The organism is Halopenitus malekzadehii, assembly GCF_900108505.1.
In the GTDB taxonomy this organism is placed as follows: Archaea; Halobacteriota; Halobacteria; order Halobacteriales; family Haloferacaceae; genus Halopenitus; species Halopenitus malekzadehii.
Genome location: NZ_FNWU01000001.1, coordinates 345,441 through 370,220, shown reverse-complemented (window position 1 = coordinate 370,220; position 24,780 = coordinate 345,441). Strand labels below are relative to the sequence as shown.

General features: G+C 67.5%; 24 protein-coding genes. 8 read left to right on the top strand and 16 right to left on the bottom strand.

Going from position 1 to position 24,780, the window contains the following annotated elements:
- Positions 1-19: 19 nt before the first annotated feature.
- Positions 20-976 carry a transcription initiation factor IIB gene (locus tag BLW38_RS01930; RefSeq protein WP_092813513.1) on the bottom strand — a complete coding sequence of 319 codons (957 nt, stop codon included), beginning with the start codon at positions 974-976 and terminating at the stop codon, positions 20-22.
- A 195-nt stretch (positions 977-1,171) separates the two neighbouring features.
- Here BLW38_RS01930 and BLW38_RS01925 point away from each other — a divergent pair, with 195 nt between their 5' ends.
- Positions 1,172-1,963, top strand: a complete 792-nt coding sequence (locus tag BLW38_RS01925; RefSeq protein WP_092813510.1) for a cobalamin-binding protein — start codon at positions 1,172-1,174, stop codon at positions 1,961-1,963.
- A gap of 118 nt (positions 1,964-2,081) precedes the next feature.
- The gene (locus BLW38_RS01920; RefSeq protein WP_092815491.1) at positions 2,082-2,594 is read left to right on the top strand and encodes a DUF84 family protein; all 513 of its coding nucleotides are present in this window, start codon (positions 2,082-2,084) and stop codon (positions 2,592-2,594) included.
- Positions 2,595-2,891: 297 nt separating this feature from the next.
- On the opposite strand, the gene BLW38_RS01915 is transcribed toward BLW38_RS01920, so the two are convergent.
- Positions 2,892-4,709, bottom strand: coding sequence for a flippase-like domain-containing protein (locus BLW38_RS01915; protein WP_092815488.1), 1,818 nt, complete (start codon positions 4,707-4,709; stop codon positions 2,892-2,894).
- Between the two features lie 284 nt (positions 4,710-4,993).
- Here BLW38_RS01915 and BLW38_RS01910 point away from each other — a divergent pair, with 284 nt between their 5' ends.
- Both BLW38_RS01910 and BLW38_RS01905 read left to right on the top strand, forming a co-directional pair.
- A complete protein-coding gene (locus tag BLW38_RS01910) occupies positions 4,994-5,239 on the top strand; it encodes a DUF7123 family protein (protein ID WP_092813507.1) in 246 nt (81 codons plus the stop codon).
- A gap of 316 nt (positions 5,240-5,555) precedes the next feature.
- Positions 5,556-6,026 carry an HAD family hydrolase gene (locus BLW38_RS01905; RefSeq protein ID WP_177167396.1) on the top strand — a complete coding sequence of 157 codons (471 nt, stop codon included), beginning with the start codon at positions 5,556-5,558 and terminating at the stop codon, positions 6,024-6,026.
- A 2-nt stretch (positions 6,027-6,028) separates the two neighbouring features.
- Here the strand turns inward: BLW38_RS01905 and BLW38_RS01900 are convergent, their stop codons facing one another.
- From BLW38_RS01900 to pyk, 5 genes are all read right to left on the bottom strand, one after another.
- On the bottom strand, positions 6,029-6,694 hold the full coding sequence (locus tag BLW38_RS01900; protein ID WP_092813501.1) for a winged helix-turn-helix transcriptional regulator: 666 nt from the start codon (positions 6,692-6,694) through the stop codon (positions 6,029-6,031).
- 94 nt (positions 6,695-6,788) lie between these two features.
- Entirely contained in the window at positions 6,789-7,922 is a 1,134-nt protein-coding gene (locus BLW38_RS01895; protein ID WP_092813498.1) for an SPFH domain-containing protein, read from the bottom strand.
- A gap of 54 nt (positions 7,923-7,976) precedes the next feature.
- Entirely contained in the window at positions 7,977-8,597 is a 621-nt protein-coding gene (locus BLW38_RS01890) for an NfeD family protein (RefSeq protein ID WP_092813495.1), read from the bottom strand.
- A gap of 98 nt (positions 8,598-8,695) precedes the next feature.
- Positions 8,696-8,932, bottom strand: coding sequence for a DUF7312 domain-containing protein (locus BLW38_RS01885; RefSeq protein ID WP_092813492.1), 237 nt, complete (start codon positions 8,930-8,932; stop codon positions 8,696-8,698).
- Positions 8,933-9,022: 90 nt separating this feature from the next.
- Positions 9,023-10,783 (bottom strand): pyruvate kinase, encoded by a 1,761-nt coding sequence (gene pyk / locus BLW38_RS01880; protein WP_092813489.1) that lies wholly within the window; start codon positions 10,781-10,783, stop codon positions 9,023-9,025.
- 35 nt (positions 10,784-10,818) lie between these two features.
- On the opposite strand from pyk, the gene BLW38_RS01875 reads away from it, so the two are divergent.
- Positions 10,819-12,150 carry a threonine synthase gene (locus BLW38_RS01875; RefSeq protein ID WP_245710023.1) on the top strand — a complete coding sequence of 444 codons (1,332 nt, stop codon included), beginning with the start codon at positions 10,819-10,821 and terminating at the stop codon, positions 12,148-12,150.
- A 31-nt stretch (positions 12,151-12,181) separates the two neighbouring features.
- Here the strand turns inward: BLW38_RS01875 and metG are convergent, their stop codons facing one another.
- The 3 genes from metG to BLW38_RS01860 all read right to left on the bottom strand — a co-directional run bounded on the left by metG (position 12,182) and on the right by BLW38_RS01860 (position 17,253).
- Positions 12,182-14,311, bottom strand: coding sequence for a methionine--tRNA ligase (gene metG, locus BLW38_RS01870; protein ID WP_092813485.1), 2,130 nt, complete (start codon positions 14,309-14,311; stop codon positions 12,182-12,184).
- A gap of 192 nt (positions 14,312-14,503) precedes the next feature.
- A complete protein-coding gene (locus BLW38_RS01865) occupies positions 14,504-15,280 on the bottom strand; it encodes a M48 family metalloprotease (RefSeq protein ID WP_245710022.1) in 777 nt (258 codons plus the stop codon).
- Complete coding sequence (locus BLW38_RS01860) at positions 15,280-17,253, bottom strand: MutS-related protein (protein WP_092813481.1); 1,974 nt, start codon at positions 17,251-17,253, stop codon at positions 15,280-15,282. Before BLW38_RS01860 ends, BLW38_RS01865 begins: the two co-directional genes overlap by 1 nt.
- Positions 17,254-17,392: 139 nt before the next feature.
- On the opposite strand from BLW38_RS01860, the gene larE reads away from it, so the two are divergent.
- Positions 17,393-18,346: an ATP-dependent sacrificial sulfur transferase LarE gene (larE, locus tag BLW38_RS01855; RefSeq protein ID WP_092815479.1), complete on the top strand. Its 954-nt coding sequence runs from the start codon at positions 17,393-17,395 to the stop codon at positions 18,344-18,346.
- 26 nt (positions 18,347-18,372) lie between these two features.
- Here the strand turns inward: larE and BLW38_RS01850 are convergent, their stop codons facing one another.
- Together BLW38_RS01850 and rio1 are read right to left on the bottom strand one after the other, a co-directional pair.
- Positions 18,373-18,681, bottom strand: coding sequence for a hypothetical protein (locus tag BLW38_RS01850; protein ID WP_092813478.1), 309 nt, complete (start codon positions 18,679-18,681; stop codon positions 18,373-18,375).
- 60 nt (positions 18,682-18,741) lie between these two features.
- Positions 18,742-19,647 carry a serine/threonine-protein kinase Rio1 gene (gene rio1 / locus BLW38_RS01845; protein WP_092813475.1) on the bottom strand — a complete coding sequence of 302 codons (906 nt, stop codon included), beginning with the start codon at positions 19,645-19,647 and terminating at the stop codon, positions 18,742-18,744.
- A gap of 157 nt (positions 19,648-19,804) precedes the next feature.
- Between rio1 and BLW38_RS01840 the strand changes: the two genes are divergently transcribed.
- Positions 19,805-20,530 (top strand): RAD55 family ATPase, encoded by a 726-nt coding sequence (locus BLW38_RS01840; protein ID WP_092813472.1) that lies wholly within the window; start codon positions 19,805-19,807, stop codon positions 20,528-20,530.
- Positions 20,531-20,554: 24 nt separating this feature from the next.
- On the opposite strand, the gene BLW38_RS01835 is transcribed toward BLW38_RS01840, so the two are convergent.
- Entirely contained in the window at positions 20,555-20,890 is a 336-nt protein-coding gene (locus BLW38_RS01835) for an ArsR/SmtB family transcription factor (protein ID WP_092813469.1), read from the bottom strand.
- Positions 20,891-21,050: 160 nt separating this feature from the next.
- Here BLW38_RS01835 and BLW38_RS01830 point away from each other — a divergent pair, with 160 nt between their 5' ends.
- A complete protein-coding gene (locus tag BLW38_RS01830) occupies positions 21,051-21,332 on the top strand; it encodes a DUF7521 family protein (protein ID WP_092813466.1) in 282 nt (93 codons plus the stop codon).
- 60 nt (positions 21,333-21,392) lie between these two features.
- Here BLW38_RS01830 and BLW38_RS01825 read toward each other — a convergent pair whose 3' ends face one another.
- From BLW38_RS01825 to BLW38_RS16455, 3 genes are all read right to left on the bottom strand, one after another.
- Positions 21,393-22,352: an electron transfer flavoprotein subunit alpha/FixB family protein gene (locus tag BLW38_RS01825; RefSeq protein ID WP_092813463.1), complete on the bottom strand. Its 960-nt coding sequence runs from the start codon at positions 22,350-22,352 to the stop codon at positions 21,393-21,395.
- Complete coding sequence (locus tag BLW38_RS01820; protein ID WP_092813460.1) at positions 22,352-23,140, bottom strand: electron transfer flavoprotein subunit beta/FixA family protein; 789 nt, start codon at positions 23,138-23,140, stop codon at positions 22,352-22,354. The genes BLW38_RS01825 and BLW38_RS01820 overlap by 1 nt, the downstream gene beginning before the upstream one ends.
- A 111-nt stretch (positions 23,141-23,251) precedes the next feature.
- Entirely contained in the window at positions 23,252-24,757 is a 1,506-nt protein-coding gene (locus BLW38_RS16455; RefSeq protein ID WP_245710020.1) for a helix-turn-helix transcriptional regulator, read from the bottom strand.
- Between the last annotated feature and the right edge of the window lie 23 nt (positions 24,758-24,780).

Below are 24,780 nucleotides of genomic sequence, written 5' to 3'. Positions count from 1 at the left end.
AAAGCCAAACGGACCGCGGTTAGGCGATCAGGCCTTCCTCGGCCTCGAGCAACTCGTGGTAGCGATTCCGGATCGTTACTTCGGAGATGTCGGCGACCTCCGAGACCGCGGCCTGCGTCGTCTTCTCATTGGTGAGCAGCGCGGCGGCGTAGACGGCGGCGGCCGCGAGACCGACCGGCGATTTCCCGGAGTGGACGCCCTTCTCCTTTGCGTTCTTCAGCAGCTGCTTGGCACGCATCTCGGCCTCATCCGAGAGCTCGAGTGCGGAGGCGAACCGTGGGACGTACTGTTCGGGGTCCGCAGGCTTGACCTCGAGCTTGAGCTCGCGGACGACGTAGCGGTACGTCCGGGCGATCTCGGACTTCTCGACGCGGGAGACGTCGGAGATCTCGTCGAGGCTGCGCGGGACGCCGGCCATCCGGGCGGCGGCGTAGACACACGACGTCGAGACGCCCTCGATCGAGCGGCCGGGAAGGAGATCCTCGTCGAGCGCGCGCCGGTAGATGACGGAGGCGGTCTCGCGGACGTTGTCCGGGAGGCCGAGCGCGGAGGCCATCCGGTCGATCTCGCCGAGCGCCTGCTTGAGGTTGCGCTCCTTGGAGTCACGGGTGCGGAAGCGCTCGTTCCACTTGCGGAGCCGCTGCATCTTCTGGCGCTGGCGACCCGACAGGGATCGGCCGTAGGCGTCCTGGTCGCGCCAGTCGATGTTCGTCGAGAGCCCCTTGTCGTGCATCGTGTTCGTGGTCGGGGCGCCCACGCGGGACTTCTCGTCCTTCTCGCGTGAGTCGAAGGCCCGCCATTCGGGTCCTCGATCGACCGAGTCGGCCTCAACGACGAGTCCACAGTCCGAACAGACCGTCTCGCCGTGCTCCTCGTCGGTGACGACGTGGCCGTTACACTCCGGGCACGTGAGCCCTTCGTCGGATTCCGTTTCGCGCTGGGAGGTTCTCTCCCGCGTATGTGTGCGTTCACTCATAGATGCCATCCCCCTGGGTGGGTCAATAAGATCCCAAGGAAGTGCTTACCCGAAAGACGGTGGAACGACACTTAAATCGACCGGAATCCGGAGCCACCGAACCGAACGAATGATCACGACATACGATGGTATCGACCCACACGGACGTGGAGAGATACCGAAGACCCATTGCGGGTGGACGTGTGATCGATCGCTATGGACGGGCCACGCGTCGTTTCCCTCGCGCCGAGCGCGACCGCGATCGTCCGCGATCTGGGAGCCGCCGACCGGCTCGTCGGGGTGAGCCATCACTGTGACCCCGGCGACGTCAACCCATCACCGGCCCGCGTCGGAGGATGGACGACCCCCGATCTCGACCGTGTCGACGAACTCGCTCCCGACCTCGTGATCACGAGCGACGCGCTGCAAGCTGAGATCGCGACGAGGCTCCGGACCCGGGGCCACCAGGTCGTCCATCACGAACCCGAACGGCTCCCCGACGTGATCGGATCCGTCGTGGCGATCGGCGAGGCGATCGGCCGACCGACCGCAGGGACCCGGTTTGCCGACGATCTCCGCGCCAGGCTCGACGCCGTCGAGGCGAGCATCGACTCGGCTCGCGCCGCCGGAACGACCGATCGACCGGTCGTCTACTGCGAGGAATGGTCAGACCCGCCGATGGCCGCCGGAAACTGGGTCCCCGACGTGGTCGAGACCGCGGGCGGCCGGTACCCGTTCGTCGATCCCGGCGAGCGCTCCCGGGAGATCACCCGTGAGGAAGTCGAACGACACGACCCAAACCACGTGATTCTACACCCCTGTGGCTACGGCGACCGTGCCGACCCGAGTACGATCCACGACCGCGACTGGGACCTCGACGCATCGGTCCACGCCATCGACGACGACCTCCTGAACCAGCCCGGTCCCACCCTGATCGACGGGGTTGAGCGAGTGGCACGGATCCTTCATCCCGACGTCGTCGACGCGACGGAGATGCCCGAGGACTGACGATCCGGATCGACTCGGGATCGACGACCCGGACAGACGGCACGGATCGGCCCGAAACGACGAACCGAACGGTCGATCGACCGACACGCGTATCCTCGGCGGCGACGGATCGTCGACTATGCAGATCGGCGTCGGAAGCGGGAATCCGGTGAAACGCGCGGCGGTCGCGTTGATTCTTGAGGGAGACATCGAAGCCGTGGCGGTCGACAGCGGCGTCTCCGAGCAGCCGTGGAGCCACGCCGAGACCGTCCGCGGGGCCGAGACACGCGCCGCGGCCGCCCGCGAGGCGGGCTACGATGTCGGCGTCGGGCTCGAAGGCGGCGTCTCACCGATCGACGGAACCGTCGGACTCTACCTGATCATGTGGGCCGCGATCGACGACGGAACGACGGTCGGGCGTGGCGCCGGTCCGAGCGTTCGTCTCCCCGATCCCGTCGCGGATCGGGTCCGAAACGACGAGGAATTAGGCCCGGTGATGGACGACGTCACCGGGAGATCCGGTCTCGCGAAGACGGACGGTGCGATCTCGGTTTTAACTAACGGGCGGATCGACCGCACCGACGCGCTCGCGAGCGCCGTCGCCGGCGCCCTCGGTCCCATCGAGACGGACCTGTACGAGTCCTCGCGGTGATCCGGCACGCGGCACTCGACTTCCCCGGACCCTTTTCACCGATCACGAGCCAGACGGCCCGTGCAGTGGTTTCCGTCCCGGGACGGCACGCGGGTGTGCGACACGGACGGTCCGGGATCGGCGTCTTCGACGTGATCGAACCGACGACCCTCGGTCGGACGGACTCAGGGACTGGCTCCGCCGTCGGGTCGATGGCCCGGTTCGAGGCCCGTGTCGCCTGTTCGCCACACACAGTCCCCGATCGGGGGCTTCCCGGGTCGAGTCATACCGCCGGATCGAGTCCCGTCGAACGTGAACTCACTCCTGGAGCGCCTCGGTCTCGTTCACGTCCGCGGTCTCCTCGACCGCCGTCGTCAGCGAGACGTTGAGCGCAAGCATCGATCCGACGCCCCCGACGAGCGTGACAACGTTCTTCAGTGCGTGATCGAGGACCGCCGCGCCGAGAGCCGTGGAGACGCCGATCGGCGTCAATCCGACCATGATCGCGGTGAAGGCTCCCTCATAGAGGCCGATCCCGCCCGGGGAGATCGGGATCACCTTCGCGAGGTTGCCGACGCTGACCGCAAAGAAACAGACGGCAAGCAGCGTTATCGTGTCCAACTCGACGGTAAAGGCGGCGAGAACGATCGCCGCGACGAGCACGTCGAGCACCCAGATGACCACGCTGGTGGCACCGACCCGGGAGAAGGCGATCGGGTCGCCGCCCACGCGTTGGACGTCACCGACGAACCGTTCGAGGACGTCCGCCACCGCCTTGCCGTAGGAGTCGGTGCTCACCCGCGCGATCGCCGACCGGATGTGGTTCGAGTCCGACCGCGCCGACAACACGATCCCGATCACGGCGCCGACCGCGACGAGACCGACGCCCATCGCGACAAGTGCGGCAGTCCAGCCGGCGTTGCCCGCCGTCTCACTGTCGGTGAGTGCAGTGACCACCTCACCGAGCCGACCGGAGGCGGCGTATCCGACGAGAACGGCCCCCGAGAGTCCAGCAAGGGTCAACAGATCGAAGACGCGCTCGGCCGCCAGCGAGGCGAACCCCGACGGATACGGGATCCCGCGGCGGACCTTCACGATGTACGCGCGGATCGCGTCGCCACCCCGGGCCGGCAACACGAGGTTGCCCGTCTGCGAGACGAAGACCGCACCGGTCAGGAACCCGGTCCGTTCGGTGAATCCGAGTTCCCGAAGGATGTCCCGGTACCGATAGCCCCGGAGCGGCCACGACAGGAGATACACGACGGTCGCGACCGCAAGAAGCGTCGTGTCAGCACGGCGCATCTCCGCGATCACGGCGCCGAAGTCGATGTACGTCGACATCAACGCGACCGCGACTGCAACGAGCAGGAGCCCGGCCGTGAAGCTCGCACGCGGGGTGATCCGTGGTTGGACCGACAGTTGCCACCAGAGCCGCAGCAGCTGTGAGCCCATCCCGAAGACGTCACGGACGAGGTCGACCTTCGTGTCGCCCTTCGGCTCCCAGTTGACGGGAAACTCCGTGACCGCGAGCCCCGACCGCTGTGCCCGAACCAGCAACTCGGTATCCCAGAACCAGTGGTCGTCCTCAACGTCGTCGATGAGCGCCCGGAACGCGTCCCGCGACATCGCCTTGAACCCACACTGGTGATCCCGAACGTCCGACCGGAGGACTCCTCGGACGAGCAGGTTGAACACGCGGGAGGGGACACCCCGTTTGGCCGGCCGGTCGGCCTCACGGCCCGGCATCCATCGCGATCCGGTGGCGACGTCGTACTCGCCGGACCGGATCGATTCGACGAGCTCCTCGAGGTGGTCGAGGTCGGTCGCTAGATCGGTGTCGAAGTAGACGAGGACGTCGCCGTCGGCCTCCCTGAAGGCGCGTTCGAGCGCCCCGCCGCGTCCGAGTCGCTCGTCGCTGTGGACGTGCCGAACCCGATCGTCGGCGGCCGCGAGCCGGTCGGCGATCTCGGGGGTCCGGTCCTCACAGCCGTCCTCGGCGACGATCACCTCGAAACCGTTTCGCGGGAGAAACCCCTCAAGTGCGGCGATCGTTCGCCCGACGGTGTCCTCGATCGTGGCCGCCTCGTTGTACGCGGGAAGGACCACGCTCACACGAACACCGTCGGAGTCCGTCATCACCGCCACTTCGCTCCGGGCGAGGTAAGTACCTTCTGAAGCATGGGACGGTTCGGAGACGTCGTGGATCGAACCGTTCAGGGATGCTGTGAGTCGATCGGCGTTCGTGGGTTCGACGATCGACACGCGTGGTCTCGACGGTGGCAGCGAGGATTTGGGGATCGTACCCACGCCGGTGCGATCGGCGTCGGATCGAGCCCTCCAAGACGGAGAAATCGACGGACTGCACCGTGTTAACCGATCCTACCAAACGGTGCTTATGGGGTCACACCGTAGGATCGTCCATGAGCGCGACGACCTCACAGTCCGGCGACGCGACGCTGACGGAGAAACAGCGGCGCATCCTCACGTACCTCCGGGCACGAGCTGACACGCAGACGTACTTCAAATCGCGGCTCATCGCCGACGAGCTGGGCCTGTCGGCGAAGGAGGTGGGTGCGAACCTCCGAACGGTCCGTCAAGCAGACACGGATCTATCGATCGAGAAATGGGGATATTCCTCGGGGACCACGTGGATGGTCGAGCGTTGATCGGGGCGAGTGTCGATCAGCGCCAACACCCCGGATCGAGCGATGGGTTTTCCACCAAAGACGGCCGAGTGGAACCCGTGACACCTGCGTTGCTGTTCGATATGGACGGCGTGATCCTGTCTGGCCGGGGGACCCATCCCGGCGTCTACCGAGCGGCCGCACACGATGCTCTCCGTGACTCGGGCGTGGACACCCGGACTCGAACGGAACTACCGGGCGATCCGACGCTGCAGAGCCGCCCGATCCCGGGGTCCTCGATGCGCTCGAGGCGGTCCGTTACTCGCCGGCCGTCGACGAAGCGTGCTCGCGATTGGGCGTGGATCGGGACGCGTGGTGGCGGGCGCGTGAACGACACGCATCGCGACGAACGAACGCCCGTGTTCGGTCCGGTGAACGGCCGACGTACCCGGACGTCGGCGCGCTCTCGACGCTCTCGGCCGATCAGCCGCTCGCGCTGGTGACGAACAACCGGACGGCGACCGCCGAGTTCGTCGCGACCTACTGCCTCCCGGGCCTGTTCGACGCCGTCGTCGGCCGAAAGCCGACGATCGAGTCGTACCGGCGACGAAAGCCGGAACCGGAGTTCCTAAAGCGTGGCCTCGCGGCGCTGGATACGGAGTCTGGATGCTACATCGGCGACCGGGAAACCGACGTGATCGCTGCCCAGCGAGCCGGGATCGAGTCGATCGTGATCGATAGACCACACGCCGACTCCGACGGATTCGCGATCGCTCCCGACCACGTCGTCGATTCCCTGTACGGGATCGAGGCCGTGATCGACGGCTGACCCTACTCCGGGTCGTACCGCACGTACGCGGCCGCGTCGTCGGCGAACGCCCGCGCATCGGGGCCGAACGAGTCCGCGTATCGAACGACGAGCGTGATGAGCCGCTCCGGGGTACGGAGCGTGTAACCGTCGGTTCGATCGAGGAGGCCGGCGTCCTCAAGCTCGCCGGCGGCCGCGCTGATCGTCGGCCGGGACACGTCGAGCGCGTCGGCGATCCGGGAGCCGGTCGCGTCCGGCTCCCTGAGGAGATGGAGGACGACGCCGCGGGGCGTCTCGCGTCGAAGCGCACCGAGGGCTCGCTTGTCGGCGGCATCGAATCGCCCGGCCGGGAAGTACCGGCGAAACTCCCCGTCCTTCGCCGTTTCGATGGTTGCGGCGTCGACGAGCTTCCGGAGGTGGTACTGCGTCTCACCGGTTCCAAGCCGGAGGTCGTCGCGAAGCTTCGAGAAGTGTGCGCCGGGCGTCGTGGCGACGTACCCGCGGATCGCCTCGCGGGTCTCGTTCGTCTCCGAGCGGTCACCGTCCGGGGACGGCGTTCCGGCGTCCGCATCCGTCTCCCCCTCCGCGTCGGTGGCCGCACGTGCGCCGCCGACGAACGAGCCGGCCGCTCCGAGGGCTGCAAAGCGTCGGAGCGTCCGCCGTTTCCGTTCGTCGACGCCGTCACTCATTGTCGAAGGGTGTCGGCCGGGGGCTAAAAACACGTCGCTCGTTTCGATCGCCCGGAAGGAACGTGATTCATACCGGCCGAGGCGGTGAACCGAACTACTCGGGTTCGGTTTCGACGTCGGTCGCGGGTGCTTCCTCGTCCATCTCCTGAATGAGCTCGTCGGCCGACTTGATGCCGCTCGTGTCACCGGATTTGATCGCTTCAGCCTCCTGCTCGAGTTCCTCGACGTCCATCTCGGCGGCCGCGTCGATCTGTCCGAGGATCTCGTCGATGTCGTCGAGGCCGAGCAGCTGTCGGGTCTCGTCGTCGAACTCCAGTCCGTCGAGGGGCTCGGTGTCGGTCGCGGCGTCGGAGCCGGTCAGGTGTTTGCCGTACCGACCGACGAGGCTCGTGAGCTCCTGTGGGAGGACGAACGTCGTCGATTCTCCCTGTCCGATCGCCTCGAGCGTCTCCATCCCGCGTTCGATGATCGCACGCTCGCCCATCGCCTCGGAGGATTTCGCGCGGAGGACCGTCGAGATCGCGTCACCCTGCGCCTCGAGGATCTGGCTTTGCTTTTCACCCTGCGCTCGGATGATGTTCGACTGCTTGTCACCCTCCGCCTGCTCGACGGCGGAGCGGCGTTCACCCTGAGCCTCGAGGATCATCGCGCGGCGACGGCGCTCGGCGGAGGTCTGCTGCTCCATCGCCTGCTGGACGTCCTTGGAGGGGTTGACCTCCCGGACCTCGACGCTCTCGACGCGGATCCCCCACTCGTCGGTCGGCTCGTCGAGCTCCTTGCGGATCTTCGCGTTGATCTCCTGCCGTTTGTTCAGGGTGTCATCGAGTTCCATATCGCCGAGGACGGCGCGAAGCGTCGTCTGGGCGAGGTTCGAGACGGCCTTCTTGTAGTTATCGACCTCGAGGAAGGCCTTCTTGGCGTCCATCACCTTGATGTAGACGACGGCGTCGGCGGTCACCGGGGAGTTATCGCGGGTGATCGCCTCCTGACGCGGAACGTCGAGGGTTTGGGTCCGCATATCGAACGGATAGGTCCGCGAGACGAACGGCGGAACGACGTTGATTCCCGGCTCCAACAGCTGTCTGTACTCCCCGAAGACGGTGAGGGCCTTCTTCTCGTAGGCGTCGACGATCTCGACGGATTGCCAGACCACCACCACCACCAACAGAAGGAACAGAAAGCCGATCGGCGCGAGGCCGAACAGCGCTTGGAGGACCAGTGTATCCATACCGATCGTTACCACAGGACAATGATAAGCGTTCGGTCCGCCGGTTCTGATCGATTACGCGCGCTCGCGTTCGGTCGCGTCGTCGTCCTGGACTCCCGTCCCGGCGTCGTCGCCGTCAGCCGTCGTCCCGGCGTCGTCGTCGGCCGTCCGCTCCCGGTCCACGGCCAGCTGGCGATCGATGTCGTCCTCGACCGCCGCAACCGACTCGACGGTGAGCACGTTTCCGCCCCCCGGGTCGACGACGAACACCTCGGTTCCCTCCGGGATCTCGCCGTCCATAGTACGGGCCGAGTAGTACGGGTTAAACCCGCCCTCGTCGAGTTTGACCTGTCCGTCGGTCTCGGTCACGCGCTCGGTCACACGACCGGTTACCCCGGTGAGCGACTCGCTGTCGCGCGTCTGCGGCTGGCCCTTCCCGCCGTAGACGTCGAGCTCGTGGTAGCCGTAGAAGGCGATCGCGCCGAAGACGAGCACGAACAGGCCGAGAGCGAACGGGCTGGCGAGCGGCGTGAACGCCAGTCCGACGATCCCCGCCCCGAGCAGGGAGACCCCGACCACGATGAAGTTCGCGCCGGGGGCGATCGCCTCGGCGAGCGACAGGAGGAGCCCCGCGACCACGAGCAGCATCGGCAGGGTTCCCGGGTCGAGAACGCCGGCCTGAAAGGGAAGCACCATACGCGACGTACGGGTTCCAGCCGATTAAGTGATCCCACGGCACAAGTGACCCCACGGCACGGACGGTCGTGGGCGGGCGAGCCGGATCCCGCCGGGTCTTACAGCGCGGTCGCGAGAAGTCCGACCGTCAGGACGACCCCGAGAGCGACGAACACGGCGTGCATCGGTTCGATCGCCTCGGGTTCGATGGGGCCCTCGCCCGGGCTCGTCTCCTCGACGATGCCGTCGGGACCGACGTCGTCGATGCCGAACCGCCACTCGGTCTCCGTCTCGGTGTCCGTTCCATCCCCGGCCGCCGTGTTCGCGCGTTCGCGCCCGTCGTCACTCCGACTCATACCCGTTGCTTCGCGGGCGACGGATAAATGGCTGGTGGGGTCGGCCGCTCGCCGTTCCACACGGCTGCGGTGGAGGGAGCTGGCGAGGGCTCACCGACGGCGGGTCTGAAGGGTGACGTCGCCCTCATAGAGGACCCCACGCTCGCCGTCGACGGTCACGGTATCGCCATCAGCGACGGTACGCGGGAGCGTCACGCCCGACACCATCGGGACGCCGAGTTCGCGGGCGATGACCGCCGGATAGCCGGTCATTCCCGGCCGCTCCCCGACGACGCCGGCGATCCGCGAGAGGTCGCCTGTGAACTCGCCGTCGAACGATGCCGGCAGGGCGACGATCGAGTCGGTCGTCAAGCCCGAGAGGTCACCATCCGGAAGGCGAACGATCGGCGCTGCGATGCGACCGCTCACGACCGCCTTGCCCGTGGCGATCGTCTCGGCGGCGACGTGGACCTTCAGGGTGTTCGTCGTGTCGGTTCCCTCGATCTCGGTCATCATCCCGGAGAGCACGACCAGCGTATCGCCCGAGCTCGCGACGCCGGCGTCGATCGCGGCGTCCACGGCGTTGTCGAGCACGTGTTCGATGTCGGCGGCGTAGTCAGCGTACTGCGGGGAAACGCCCCACGAGAGCGCCAACTGCCGGCGAACCCGATCGGTCGGGGTCGTCGCAACGACGGGGACCCCAGGACGGAACATCGCCGTCTTGCGAGCCGTATATCCCGACTCGGAGACGGCGACGATCGCGCTCGCGCCGACGTCACGCGCGAGGTATCGTGCCGATCGCGCAAGCGCCTCGGTCCGAGAATCCTCGTTCGCCGCGGGCACGCGCTGATCGCGGGTCTCGGCGTATTCGTCGCTCCGTTCGACCTGTCGAACGATCCGGTCCATCGTCTCGACCACGCGGATCGGATGATCGCCGACGGCCGTCTCTCCCGAGAGCATCACCGCGTCGGTGCCGTCGAGGACGGCGTTGGCGACGTCGGAGGCCTCCGCCCGCGTCGGTCGCCGGGAGTGCACCATCGAGTCGAGCATCTCGGTCGCGGTGATCACCGGCACGCCGGCGTCGACGCAGATTCTGATGATCCGCTTCTGGATCATCGGCACGTCCTCGAGGGGACACTCGACGCCGAGATCGCCGCGCGCGACCATCACGCCGTCGGCGGCGTCGACGATCTCGGTGAGGTTCTCGACGGCGCCGGCTCGCTCGATCTTCGCGAGGATCGGGATGTTCCCGCCGCCGAACGCGTCCAACCGATCCGCGATCGTGTAGATGTCGGCAGCGTTGCGGATGAACGAGGCGGCAACGAAGTCCGCGTTCGTCTCCGCCGCGAGTTCGAGTTCACGTTCATCGCTCGGGGTGACGAGGTCGACGTCGATCGCGACGCCCGGAAGGTTGACGCCCTTCCGGGAGCCGAGCTCGCCGCCGGAGTCGACGGTGGCGACGACGGTGCCGTCAGCCTCGACACGTGCGACGGTCGCCTCGATCCGCCCGTCATCGAGCAGGACCGTATCCCCGGCCTCGGCAGCGGCGATCGAGTGGGAGAGCCCGACCGCCGTCGGCGTCACGGTCTCGCCGACGACGAACCGGACGTCGGTTCCGGCTTCGAGGGTCACCGATTCGTCCGTCTCGGCGGTTCGAATCTCCGGTCCCTGCAAGTCGACCATCACCGCGATGGGGGAGTCGGTGGCGTCGTCGACGGACCGAACGCGGTCGATCACGTCCCGACGGTGGTCCGTGGTCCCGTGGCTCGCGTTGAGCCGGACGACCGACATTCCGGCGTCCGCGAGCGCACGGATCGTTTCGACGTCGTCCGACGCTGGTCCGAGCGTACAGACGATCTTGGCGTTTCGCATAGTTACCGTTGTCGAGGGCCCCTCAAAACCCCTCCGTGAACCGCCTCGATGTCCCCGACGAAGGCGTCCCCGAGTACGAACCGCGTGCCGACCGCGACGCTTTTCTCGACGCCGACGCGACCCGAACCATGCAGCCGCTCCCGATGCTCGCGTGTTACGCCTGCGGCGAGACGGTCGAAGCGCCCGCATCGCCCCGCTGTTCCTGCGGCGAGCCGCGGTGGTATGAGACGCCACCGACCGCCGCCGACGACGTCGCCGACATCGAGTGGCCGTCCGATCTCGACGCCGGAACGTGGGCGTTCGCGGACCTGTTGCTGGCCGACCCACCGGCGGACGGGCTCGCGACCGCCAGCGGGGGAACGCCGCTCGTCAGAACGCCGGCGCTCGACGACTACGCGGGTGCAGCGGTCTCGGTCGCGGATGAGGGCCGGAACCCGACCGGCTCGTTCAAGGACCGCGGCACCGCGGTCGGGATCGAGATCGCCCTGGCGGAGGGCGCGGACGCGGTTGGAACGGTCTCACACGGAAACATGGCGATGTCCGTCGCCGCACACGCCGCGGCCGCCGGCCTCGAGTGTACCGTCTGCATCCCAAGCGACATCTCGGACGAGCGGATCCGACACATCGGCCGATACGACCCCCGGATCCTTCGGATCGACGGCGATTACGGCCGACTCTATCACGACGCGATCGAGGCCGGTGCCGAGCGGGGAATCCGATTCATCAACTCCGACTCGCCGGGCCGCGTCGCCGGCCAAAAGACGACGGTGCTGGAGGCGCTCGCACAGCACCGCCGGCGAACCGGGATGCTCCCGGACGCGATCGTTCTTCCGACCTCCTCGGGCGGCCACGCCAGCGGCGCGTACAAGGGTCTCTCGGAGCTCCAAGCGGCCGGACTCATCGATACGGACGCGAAGCCGGGCGCGGCGGACGCGATGCCCCGGCTCCACCTCGTCCAGGCGGCAGCGTGCGCGCCGATCGCCGAAGCGGCCGCACGCGGAGCGGAGACGGTCGACCCCGTCGAACCCGGCGAGACGATCGCCTACTCCATCGCGAATCCCGACCCGCCGAGTGGAACCCGTGCCCTGTTCGGCGCTCGCGAGACCGGCGGCACGGCGATCGCCGTCGCCGACGACGCCATCCGCGAGGCGAAACGACGACTCGCGACCACGGCCGGCCTCACCGTCGAGGCCGCTTCGGCGACATCACTGGCCGGTGCTCGTCGACTCGCTCGGGACGGGGAGATCGGTCCTGACGAGGACGTCATCTGCATCGCCACCGGATCGGGGTTCAAGGAGTCCGTCGGCGACCCGACCGACGTCCGGACGGAGACGGTGGCGCTCGAGGCGCTCTCCGACGCTCTATAACCCAAAACGCAACGGTCCGTGACCGGGACAATTACTTGACCTGCGTCCCGGGCGCGGCGTCGCCGTGGGTCGTGAGGAGGTCGGCCCCCTCGCCCGCGGCGAGCACCATTCCGTTCGACTCGACGCCGAACAGTTCCGCGCGCTCCAGATTCGCGAGCACGATCACGCGCGTCCCAGGCAGCGACTCGAGGTCGTGGAGCTGTTTGATCCCGGCGACGATCTGTCGCGTCTCGATCCCCAGGTCGACCTCGAGGCGCACGAGCTTGTCGGCGCCCTCGATACCCTCCGCGGAGACGATCCGGCCGACTCGGAGATCGAGGTCCTCGAACTCCTCGAAGCCGATGCGCTCCTCGGCGAGCGGCTCGAGGTCGCTCGCCGCTGACTCGCCGGACTCGTCGGCGGTCCCGTCGTCGGCCGTGTCCGCGTCCTCGTCGGCGTCCGCCGTGTCCTCGTCGGTCGCTTCTGCGACACGCTCCTCGAGCTTCTCGTTCAGCTCCTCGACGCGCTCTTCGGGGATCTTCTCGAACAGCTCGCCAGGTTCCTCGAAGGCGCCCGCGGGCGATTCCGTCGCCGCACCCACGGTGACGTCGTGCACGGAGCCGTCCTCGCCGAGCTGGTTCCAGAGCCGTTCGCATGTGTCGGGGGCGATCGGCTCGAAGAGGACCGCGATCGCCTTCGCGATCTGGACACAGTCGTAGATGACCTGCGCGGCGGCATCCGGATCGTCGTCGACGAGCGCCCACGGCTCGTTGCGCTGGATGTACTCGTTCCCGAACCTGGCGAGGTCGGTGACGGCGTCGCCCAGATCGCGGACCGAGTAGTCGTTGACCGCGTCGGTGACGTCGGCGACGGCCTCGTCGATCGCCGTCGTGACCTCCTCGCTTGCGGTTTCGACGCCTTCGGGCGCGCCGTCGTAGTTGCGGTGGGCGAACAGCAGCGACCGGTAGAGGAAGTTGCCGATCGTCCCCACCAGCTCGGTGTTTACGCGCTCGCGGAACCGCTCCCAGGAGAAGTCGACGTCCTGCTGAAAGCCACCGTTCGTGGCGAGGTAGTACCGCAGCAGGTCGGGGTGGAAGCCCTCCTCGAGATACTCGTCGGCCCAGACGGCCCGGTCGCGGCTCGTCGAGAAGCCCTTCCCGCCAAGGGTGACGAACCCGGAGGCCATCACGGCACGGGGCTCGACGTGGTCGGTGGCGTGCAACATCGCGGGCCAGAATATCGTGTGATGCTGGATGATGTCGCGGCCGATCACGTGGACGATCTGGCCACCGTCGTGATCGGCGTCGTCCCGCCAGGCGGCCTCCCAGTCGAAGACGTCGGCGCCGGCCCGGTCGGTGTACTGCTTCGTCGAGGAGACGTACTCGATCGGGGCGTCGACCCAGACGTAGAGGACGAGGTCGGTCTCCTCGCCCTCGGCGTCGGGATAATCGATCCCCCAGTCCATATCGCGGGTGATACACCAGTCCTGCAGGCCCTGCTCGATCCACTCCCGTGGCTGGTTGCGGGCGTTCGAGGTCCCTTCGAGCCGGTCGAGAAAGTCCGAGAGGTAGTCGGCGAACTCGGAGACCGCGAAGAACTTGTGGGTCCGCTTGCGGTATTCGGCTGGGTTCCCGGTGATCGTCGAGACGGGGTCCTCGATCTCGCCGGGCTCGAGGTGGCGCTGACAGCCCTCGTCGCACTCGTCGCCGCGTGCGTGGGCGCCGCAGTAGGGGCAGGTCCCCTCGACGTACCGGTCCGGAAGGTACTGGTCGTCGACGGGATCGTACGCGACCATAATCTCCTTCTCGTAGACGTGGCCGCGCTTGTCGAGCTCCCGGACGAGATCGCGTGTGAGTTCCGTGTTCGTCTCGTCGTGGGTGTGCCCGTAGTTGTCGAAGTCGACGTTGAACTTCGGGAACGTCTCGGCGTACCGCTCGTGCCACTCGAGGGCGAAGTCCTCGGGGGAGACGCCTTCCTGTTCGGCGTTGACGGCGACGGGCGTGCCGTGCATATCCGAACCGCTGACGAAGGCGGTTTGCTGGCCGAGTCGTTCGAGTGCGCGGGCGTAGACGTCGCCGCCCACGTAGGTGCGGAGGTGACCCACGTGGAGGTCGCCGTTGGCGTAGGGCAACCCGCAGGTCACCACCGCGGGGTCGTCCGTGGGGAAGTCTTCGTGGCTCATAGGTATGTGTCGGGTGTGATCGTCGTGATCGCGCGTTGCGGATCGCGGCTCCTGGGTTGCGGCTCCTGGATCGTGTCCCGTGGATCGTGTCCCTTGGATCGTGTCCCGTGGAGCGCGGATCGATCGCTCGTGTGATCGTTGCGAGCATCCGGACCTAAAGCCCGCCGATCCACGGCGGCGTCCGCGGGACGATCACGCTCCACCTCGGTCCCGAAGCCGGTCGATCCGGTCCCCGAGCGGGGGCTGGACCTCGAACCAGGTCCGCCAGTCCCCGCGTTCGGGCACGACGCCCCTGCGGTCGGCCATTTGCTCGAAGGCGTCGGCCAGTCGGGAGGAGCCGACGCGGTCGGCCGCCCGCTCGTCGGCGGCGTACTGCACTCGTCGGCCGGCCCACAGGGAGACGACGCCGACGACCGCGATCGCGGTGAATCCCGCCTCGAAGGGGACGAGCGTCGTGACGATCGCCGCGAGGATCGTGGTTACACCGGCGATCCCGAACGCACGCACCTCGGTGTAGCGCGTCCCGAGGCGTCCCGCCTCGGCGGCCAGAAGGGCGACCGCGGTGTCCTCGTCGAGCGACGAGAGTACGGCCTCGGAGACGAACAGCACGCGTCGTCCGGGCGGTCCGCGAACCGATATCTCGACGGAAGCCGTTTCGTCGGCGGCGGAGCCGCTCGATCCATCGGATTCGAGGATCGCGGCCGGTTCGACGTCGAGGCCTGCGGCCGACCGCAACTCATCGAGCTGGGCGCGCTCGGCCCGTGTCGGGTCGCGGGTCGTTCGGTATCTGTCGGCGACGTACAGCGGCCCGACGGTGACCGCGAGGACGGCGAGGATCGGGACGAGCGCGACGACGATGAGGACCGGATCGATCGCAGCGATGAGGGGGAGAGAGGACCCGGCGAGGACGAGGACCGGATCGGTCGCAACGACGAGGGGGAAGACGGGGAGGGAGATGGCGACCGTCATCAGAACTTCTCCAACAGGTCGTCGTAGAACGTCTCGCCCCGCTCGTCGGCGAGCTTCTCGACGATGAGTTCGGGAGTGGATCTGGCGAGGTGGTCCGTCTGTGGCGAGCGGTTCACGCGGAGCTCGCCGTCGACGAGTCCGACCGCCTCGATGCCGTCGACCGCGACGTCGAAGTCGGCGGCGTCGCGGATCTCCCTGGCGAGGTGAGAGACGAACACGGCGGTCGCGTCCTGCCCCTCAAGCGCCTCCAGGATGCCGGCGATGATCTTTGCGGAGGCGCCGGGCTCGGTGATCGACTCGAGCTCGTCGACCAACACGAGCCGACCGCTGGCGCCCGCCACGAGGTCGCCGAACTCACTGAGGGTAGCCTCGAAGGCGCCCGCGTCGAGGGTCCCTTGTGACTTCGCGTAGTAGTGGATCTCCTCGAACCGCTCGAGTCGAGCCCGCTCGGCGGGGACGGGCATTCCCATCTGTGCGAGGATCGTCACGAGCGCGACCAGATCGAGCGTCGACGTCTTTCCGCCGGAGTTGACGCCCGAGAGCAGGGTCGCCCCCTCGACCGCGTAGTCGACCGGTTCGACGGCCGGGAAGTCGACGTCGAGCAGCGGCGACCGGCCGCCGACGATGGCGAACCCGTCGCCGTCGGCGAACGTCGGCAGCGTGCACTCGAAGTCACGGGCGAAGCGGGCGATCGCCAGCTCGACGTCGCGCTCGAGCGCGTCGTGGACGAGGTCGGCGGCGGGCTCGCGGAGGTCGGCGAGGTCGGCGGCGAGCGTCTCCTTGAGACTTGTCGCACGCTGGTCGCGAGCCGCCGTTAGCTCCGTTCGGAGCCTGGAGACGGCGTCCTCGTCGTGTTCGACCGGAAACGTCGGATCACCGCGGAATATCCGATCCGCGATCTCCGCCTCGCCGGGTGCAAGTCGCAGGCTGTCGACCACGTGGTCGGTGGCGGCCTCGAGGGCCGCGTCGTATTCGTCGGCGAGTTCCCGCGAGAGCAGCGAATCGACGCGGGCGCCCTGCTCGACGAGCGAGAGAAAGTCCTGTCCCTCGATCGTCACGTCCTGTTCGCGGATCGCATCCCGAAGGTGGTCGTTGGCGACCGATTCGGCGGTGCCGACCGCCGCGTCGAGGTCGTCGACCGCGACCGCCAGCCGCTCGTGCTCCTCGTCCCCGATCACAGTGCCGTCGTCGTCGAGCCGCGAGAGCGCGTCCCGGAGCGCCGCGAGGTCACAGGCCGGCTCCATCCCGGCCGTCTCGTGGACGCTCGCGGCTGCGAGCAGCCGATCGCGGTTCTCGGCGAAAAACGCGAGGAGACGTTCGGGAACCGTCTCGCCCGGCGTCTCAAGGGCGTCCGGGCGAACCCGTACGTCCCCTTCGACGTCGAGGCCGGCAAACGACTCGTCGAGCACGACGACCGTCGCGTACGAGCGCGCGAGCTCCGCGACGTCGCGGCCGTCCTCGACGATCTCCACCGAGATCTCAGGCACCGCATCCTCGGCCTCGGCGTATCGCTCCGCGTCGGCGGTCGCGAGACAGCGCTCCCGGACGCGGACCGTCGGCGGCGACACGAGCGGTTCGACGCCCGCGAGCGCCTCGAGTGTCTCGGGGTCCGGATCGCGGTCCATCGCGGTTTCGACGACCGACTGGACCGACTCGATCCGTGACGGCGACGCAGAGGGATAGAACGTCTCGATCCGCTGTGCCGCGTAGTCGGTGACCGTCCGATCCTGGAGGAGACCGACCGCGTCGCGGTAGATCTCGCGGGCACGATCGGTTGCCACCACGCGGCCGTCGTCATCGTGCCGCTTCCGGATCGCACCCCGAGCGACCTGCACGGCCCGACCGTGGGTAACGCCCGGCGCCCGTGCGATGGCGGCGACGTCGCCGTTGTGCAGCGCCGCCTCCGGATCGTCGAGTTCCCGCAGGGCGTCGGCCGTCTTCGCCCCGACGCCGGGGATCGCCTCCAGCTCCATTCACTCCGGGGTATCGCGGGAACCATCAAAAGGGTGCGGGTCCGTCACCACGACGGCGACGACGCCCTTTTTCCTGCACAGTGCCCAAGCGTCGAGTATGGATCCGGCTACGGACACGCCCGGGGCGCCGGCGGACACGATGACCGACGGCCTCGATCGCGACGCGCTCGCGACCCCGCTCGCCCGGAAGGTCGACCTCGTTCGGGAGTCGCTTGCCGACCTCGACGGCGCCGTGATCGCCTTCTCCGGCGGCGTTGACTCCTCGGTCGTCGCCGCCCTTGCCCACGACGCGCTCGGGGAGGACGCGGTGGCCTGCACCGCAAAAAGCGAAACGCTCCCGGCAGCCGAGCTGCACGATGCGACCCGGGTCGCCGAGGAGATCGGGATCTCCCACCAGATCGTCGAGTTCTCCGAGCTCGATGACCCCGCGTTCGTCGCCAACGACGGGGACCGATGTTACCACTGCCGGACGATGCGGCTGGGACGGATGTACGAGACGGCTACGGATCTGGGCATCGAGACGGTCTGCGACGGGACGAACGCCTCCGATCCCGGCGAGGGACACCGCCCCGGGCTCCGTGCCGTCGAGGAGCTGTCGGTTCGATCGCCGCTTTTGACCCACGACATCGACAAAGCGGAGGTCCGCGAGATCGCCGACGCCTACGGCCTCTCGGTCGCCGACAAACCGTCGATGGCGTGTCTCTCCTCGCGGATCCCGACCGGCCTCGAGGTGACCGAGGAACGGTTGACGCGCGTCGAGCGGGCGGAGCAGGCGCTTCGAGAGCGGGGCTTTAGCCAGTTTCGCGTCCGCGACCACGACGGGCTGGCCCGCATCGAGGTCTCCCCCGACGAACTTCCGGCTGCGCTCGATCCGGACTTCGCTGACGCGGTCGCCGACCGGCTTCGGGAGATCGGCTTCGACCACGTCACGCTCGATCTGGAGGGGTACCGAACCGGGAGCGTCAGCCCTGACGAGGACGACGAGGATGACGAGATCGACGAGGGCGACCGAGTCAACGGGGGCGACGCTCCCGAAGGAGGGACTGACTCACCGGTCGACCTCGGCCGCACGTACCCACGTGGTGGCCGGTAGCGGCCGACCGTCTCGGAGCCAAGCGGTCAGTCGCGATCGTTTCCGTCAGCCTCGTCCGGTAGCGAGGACGGGTCGGCGTCGCCGCCGTGAAGCGTGTCGTCGCGCTCGAAGGCGTAGATCGCGGGGCCCATCACCAGAACCACGAGCGTGCCGGCGATCGGGACCGTCGGGATGAGAACCGGCAGCGTCAGTCCGACCGCGACCGTGGAGAAGACGAACGCCGCCCACAGCGGAGCCCGGGCGATCCCGAGCCGGTCGGCGTCCCAGTAGACCGCGATCGCGGCCGCCGCGGCGAGCAACAGTCCGGACCCGGCGACGATCGATGCAAGCGCCATACCGTCCCTTCGTGCGCCCGGCGAAAAGCGTTCCGCGACGACGCTACGTCCGCGACGGCGCTACGAGTCGATGATCGCGTCGTCGACTCCCGAGTCGTCGTCACGACCGGCTTCGGGATCCGGCTCCGGTTCGGTCACGTAATCCCACAGATCGCCATCGTCGACGTCGATCCCCAGTCTGGAAAAGAAGGCCGCCACGTTCCGGCAGTCCCGCTCGAGGAACGTCCGGGCGTTCGGGTGGTGGATGGTGGCCGCCTGACCGAGATCGATGACGACGAGCTCCCCGTCGTGAATGATCAGGTTGTACTCCGAGAGGTCGCCGTGGATCAACCCGGCCCGATAGAGCCGGCGCATATACTCCCGAACGACCTCGTAGGCCGTTTCGGGGTTCTCGACGGTCACCTCCGAGAGCCGCCGCGCGCGGTCGTCGGCGTGGCCAACGAGCTCCATCACGAGCGCGTTCCGTTGGACGGCGATCGGCTCGGGGACGCGCACGCCGGCGTCGCGAGCACGACGGAGGTTCGCGAACTCCTTTTTCGTCCAGGCTAGCACGGTCGCCTTCTTGTCCGAGGCGATGCCCTCGAATCGCGGGTCACCCTCGAGATACTCGCGCATCTGGGTGAAGTTCGAGGAGTTGATCCGGTAGATCTTCACGGCGACCTCCTGGTCTTCGTCCTCGCCGAACGCCTCGAAGACGTTGGCCTCCTTGCCCGTCGAGACCGGCCCGCCGAAGGCGGTGATGTAGCCGTCCTGCACGAGCTTGTAGATCGCCGCCAGCGTGGCGTCGTCGAAGACGGAGCCGTCGAGTTTGAACTGGTCGGCGTCCTTCAGCCGCTTGCGGAACTCGTTGAACTCCCGGTCCTGCCGGCGGGCGATACGGTCGGCCTCCGTGTCGGAGACGTCGAGTTCCTCCCACTCGTCGCCCGGCTGGCCATCGGACTCGAGCAGGTCGAACTCCTCGGTCATTCTCGGGACGTTCGGGACGAACACCTATAGGGGTTGTCGTGCGTATCCAGACGTGACATCGGACAGCCCGATCGGCCACGGAGCGTTCCGATCAACCCGTCGTGTGCCCGGATCGACCGGGAGGACTTTATCCATCGCTGCCGGATGGGGAGACGGTATGCCACACCTCGTCTCCACCGGCGTCGACGGCCTCGACTCGATCCTGGGCGGCGGGATCACCGAACGGTCGACGGTGCTCGTCTCCGGAAACCCGGGAACCGGGAAGAGCATCTTCGGCATTCAGTACCTCTATACCGGGGTGACCGAACACGGCGACCGCGGGGTGTACGTCTCCTTCGAGGAGAACGAGGAGGATATCCGGGAGGCCGCCGAATCCGTCGGGTTCGAGGATTTCGGCGACCTCGTCGACGACGGCGAGATCGTGATCCTGGACAAACGGGAGATGCTCCGCATCGAGGATTTCACCGAGACGATCGACCGGCTCCTCGAGACGGTCGCCGAGGGCGAGTTCGACCGGCTGGTGCTCGACTCGCTGTCGATGTTTCAGCTGTTCTTCGAGGACGAACACGAGAAACGAACCTCCCTGCTGAAGTTCTCCGACATCCTCAAGGAGAGCGGGCTGACGTCGCTTTTGATCAACGAACAGGGCGCCGTCTTCCCCGACACGGAGATCGGCCTGGAGAACTTCCTCACCGACGGGAACATCTACCTCATTCAGACGCCGACGGAATCCGGCGTCAACCGATACGTCTGGGTGGCCAAGATGCGGAAACAGGACATCGATACCGACATCTTCCCGCTCGAGATCGGAACCGGGGGGCTCACCGTTCACGACCAGGCCGGCGGGTTCGCGATGATGGAGCGGTCGGAATCGCCGTTCTGAGGGCCTCGATCGTGACGAGGGGATTCAAGCGTTCGAGAGGTTCCGCCAGACCTCGTCGAGTCGGTTCGCGGCGGTCGTCCGCTCGGTGAGGTCGATCGAGACGCCGTCGTGAAACTCCACGGCGACGCTATCGACCCGTCGTCGGTAGACCTTCACTCGCCGGTGGTCGTCCGAAAGCGGTCGATCGTGGAGTTCGATCAGATCGGCCTCCTCCAGTTCGTCGATCCGACGGTAACAGGTCGCGATCGGGACGTCGAGCTCGTCGCTGAGCTCCTGGGCCGACTTCGGGTCGTCGGCCGCCGCGAGGATCTCCGTGTTGTACTTGTTTCCGAGTACCTCGATCAAGTCTTCCCCCGACATCCGATTCTTCGTGTTGATTCTGCGGGTCGATGGGTATATACTCTTCCCTCCGGTGCGACGCACCTCGACGTCGAGGATCTCCGCGCTCCTGCCGGCACGGTGTTATCAGATCTGATACCGTGATCCGTGGTTTTATTTCCCGGCCCGGTGCAGGGAGGATATGGAACTCGCAGAGGGCCTCTACCTGTTCGTGACCCTCGCACTCGTCGTCGCCGGACTCACGATGGTCACGCTCGCCCTCCAGGCGTACCGGCACACCGAACGGTACGCGATGATCCATCTGTCGATCGGCTTCTCGCTCGTCGTCGCCGCCGCGGTCGCAACCTCCATCAGCGCGTTCCTCACGCAGTTCACCGCGACGCCGTCGCTGCTGACGGTCAACAACGGACTCACCGCGCTCGGGTTCGTGTTCGTCGTTTACAGCCTCATCACGTACCGGTGAGGGCTCCGATCGCGGCTGGAACGTCGTTGCGTCACCGGCCGGTCGTCCCCGGCCGATGCGCTACTCGAAGTCGTCGATGAGCTCGGGAACGACGTCGAAGAGGTCGCCGACGATGCCGTAATCCGCGATGTCGAAGATGGGCGCGTTCGGGTCCGTGTTGATCGCGATGATCGTCTCGGCTCCCTTCATCCCGGCGACGTGTTGGACGGCGCCCGAGATCCCGATCGCGAGGTAGACGTCCGGCGTCACGACCTTCCCCGACTGGCCGACCTGCCGGTTCTTCGGCAGCCAACCGTTGTCAACGATCGGGCGCGAGGAGGAGACCGTCGCATCCATCGCCTCCGCGAGATCGAAGATCAACTCGAGGTTGTCCTCCTCCTCGATCCCGCGGCCGACCGACACGAGGACGTCCGCATCGGCGATGTCCACGTCGCCGCCGCCGACCTCCTCGTACCCTTGGACGCGTGCACCCGAGTCGGCGGGATCCACGTCGACGGTGAACGACTCGACGACCGCGTCCCCGGTGCCGTCCGCGGCCGGCCACTCGCCGCCACGAACCGTGAGCGCGTATCGGTCGCCCTCGACCGCGAGCGTGGTCTCGACCTTCGAGCCGTACTGCTCGCGGGTGACGGTCAGCTCGTCGTCGTAGGCGACATCGATGGCGTCGGTGACGAGCGGAACGCCGAGACTCTCCGCGACCGCGGGTGCGTAATCGAGCCCGTTGACCGAGTTGGGGAACAGGACGGTCGCCGGGTCGTGAGCGTCCACCAGTTCCTCGACGGCGCCCTGGTAGACGGTGTGATCGAACTCCTCGCCCACCGGGACCGTGTGGATCGCGTCGACGCCCTCACGGTTCAGCGCGTCCGCGTGTGCCTCGACGTCGCCGGATATCACCGCAACGTGTAACTCGCCACCGATGGCGTCCGCGAGTTCTCGGCCTGCGGTGAGCAGCTCGAAGGAGACGTCGCGAAGCTCCCCTCGACGGTGTTCGGCGACGGCGAGAACGGCTGGGTCGGCCATCAGGCATCGACCCCCTTCTCACGCAGGACCTCGGTAAGGCGCCCGGCGGCCTCTCCGGCGTCGCCCTCGATGATCTCCGCGTCGGATTCGCTTTCGGGCTCGTACATCTCGGTGACGGTCAACGCGCCGTCGACGTCGGCGGGGGACAGCCCGATATCGGCGAGGTCCCGTGTCGCGATCTCCTTGCGCTGTGCCTGCCGGATCCCGCGGAGGCTCGCGTACCGAGGCTCGTTGAGCCCGGTCTGGACGGTGAGAACGGCCGGCATATCGACCTCGGTCAGCTCCTCGACGCCGCCCTCGAGCTCGCGGCGGACGTTCGCGACGCCCGCATCAGCGTCGAGGTCGAGGTCGTTGACGACGGCGGCGTGTTCGAACCCGATCCGGTCGGCGAGCGCGACGCCGGTCGCACCGAAGGCGTCGTCGGCGGCCTGGACGCCCGAGAGCACGAGGTCCGGCTCCTCCTCGTCGACGATCGCCTCGAGCAGGCCGACCTTGGTCTCGACGTCGAGGAAGGCGTCCTCGATCGCGTCGTCCCAGACGCGGACGGCGCGGTCGGCACCTTTCGCGAGCGCCATCCGGATCGTTTCCTCGGACCGCTCGGGTCCGATCGTGAGCGCGACGACCTCGTCGGCGACCCCGGCCTCGGCGAGTTGGACGCCCGCCTCGATCGCGTAGTCGTCCCACTCGTTGAGGTCGTACTCGAGGTCGCCCTCGGCGATGTCGGTTCCCTCGATCGCGAAGTCGTCCCCGACTTCGGCCACCTCCTTGACGGTTACCAGCACCTTCATAGTGAATACCTACCAGCACCCCCTGTAAGGACTTTCGAAACCGTTCTCCCCGCGCCGTCGTCGGACCACACACGGAATGGGGCTCACCACGTCGTCGGAGCCCGGAGCGCGCTATTCCTCCACGTCCTCGGGCGTGTGGTCCGGAAGGGAGATGAGGTTCTCACGACCGAGGCGAAGCTTCTCGACACGCTCCTCGTCGGCCATCGCGGAGAGGAGCTGGGACACCTTCGCGTCCGACCAGCCGGTTTCGGAGACGATGTCGGCCTGCCGCATTCGGCCACCGTTGCGTTCGAGCAGCGCCTCCACGCGCTCCTCGTCGGAGAGCAGGGAGGGATCCGGCGCCGTCGCAGCCCCCTCATCGCCGGCCTTCTCATCGTCGGCCTCATCCGCTTCGTCCGCTGTTTCGGTTCCATCCGCCGTCTCCGCTGCACCGGTTTCCGTCGTCCCGTCCGTATCTTCCGGTTCGTCCGGTTCGTCAACCGACTCGTCCGGTTCGTCAACCGTCTCGTCCGATCCGGCCGCCGTCCCGTCTCCTGCCCCGGATTCGAGGGACACATCCGTCGAATCGGCTCCAGGAGCGGTATCGGGAGCTTCGGCGTCCTCGACATCAGCCGCTCCACCGGTCGGTTCGGTGGATTCGACGGCCATTCCCGACTCCGTCTCGCCGGACTCGCTGGCCGTGGACTGGTCCGTTCCGGCGGTCGATTCGGGTGCCGACACCTCGTGACGGCGATACCGAACCAAACCGATCGCGATCACCATCGCCGCGAGGACGATCGCGCCGGCCAAAAGCAGCCACGGCGGTCCGGAGATCGCACCCGGCGCAGGCGAGTAGACCACCTCGATGTGGTCGTCCGGACCGAAGGTTCGCGGCCCATCGATAACCACCGCGCGGTCCGACAGCGAAAGCCCGATCCCGGGGAAGGAATCGGCCTGATAGCCATCCGGCGGATGGATCACCATTCGCTGGGTGGCATCGAGCGACGGCAGCCACGTGCCGCCATCGGCCGTTCGAAAGGCGTCGTCGAGGACGAGCTGATCGCCGTCAGCTCTGAGGAACGCCGTCCACGTGAACGTGAGGCGGAGCTCACCGACCGCGACCGTCTCGCCGTCCTCGAGACCCTCGAGGGAGTCGATCCCGTCGACGTCATCCAGATCGACGCCGCGATCGAGGGCCGTCTCACGGTCGACGTCATCGATGGACATCTCCCGACCCGCGGCCGCGGAGGCGCCGGCGGCGAGGTTTCGATAGAGGTCAGCCGAGGGGCCGACGTCACCGGATCCGAATCGACCGGCGATGCGCTCGAAGGCCGCGGTCTCGTTGTCGTCCGTGAGGACGTATCGAACGGTGACCGTCCAGCGCGCATCACGATCCGACTGGAGGTCGATCTCGAAGACCGTCCGAGAACGGACGTCGAGATCGGCGATCTGTCGCGGTCGTGATCCGACGGCGGCGGCGCTGTCGCCCGGTTCCGTCGGGCCGCCGCCGACGGAGGCGACGTCATCGGAGTCGAGTGGTGTCGGGCCACCCGACTGGGCCCCGGCGACGGCGGCGATGGGCCCTCCGGAGAGGAGGAGCAGGAAGGCGAGAACGATAGGGAGGGCGGACGACCGCATACAGGCGTTCACTCACGTGCGGG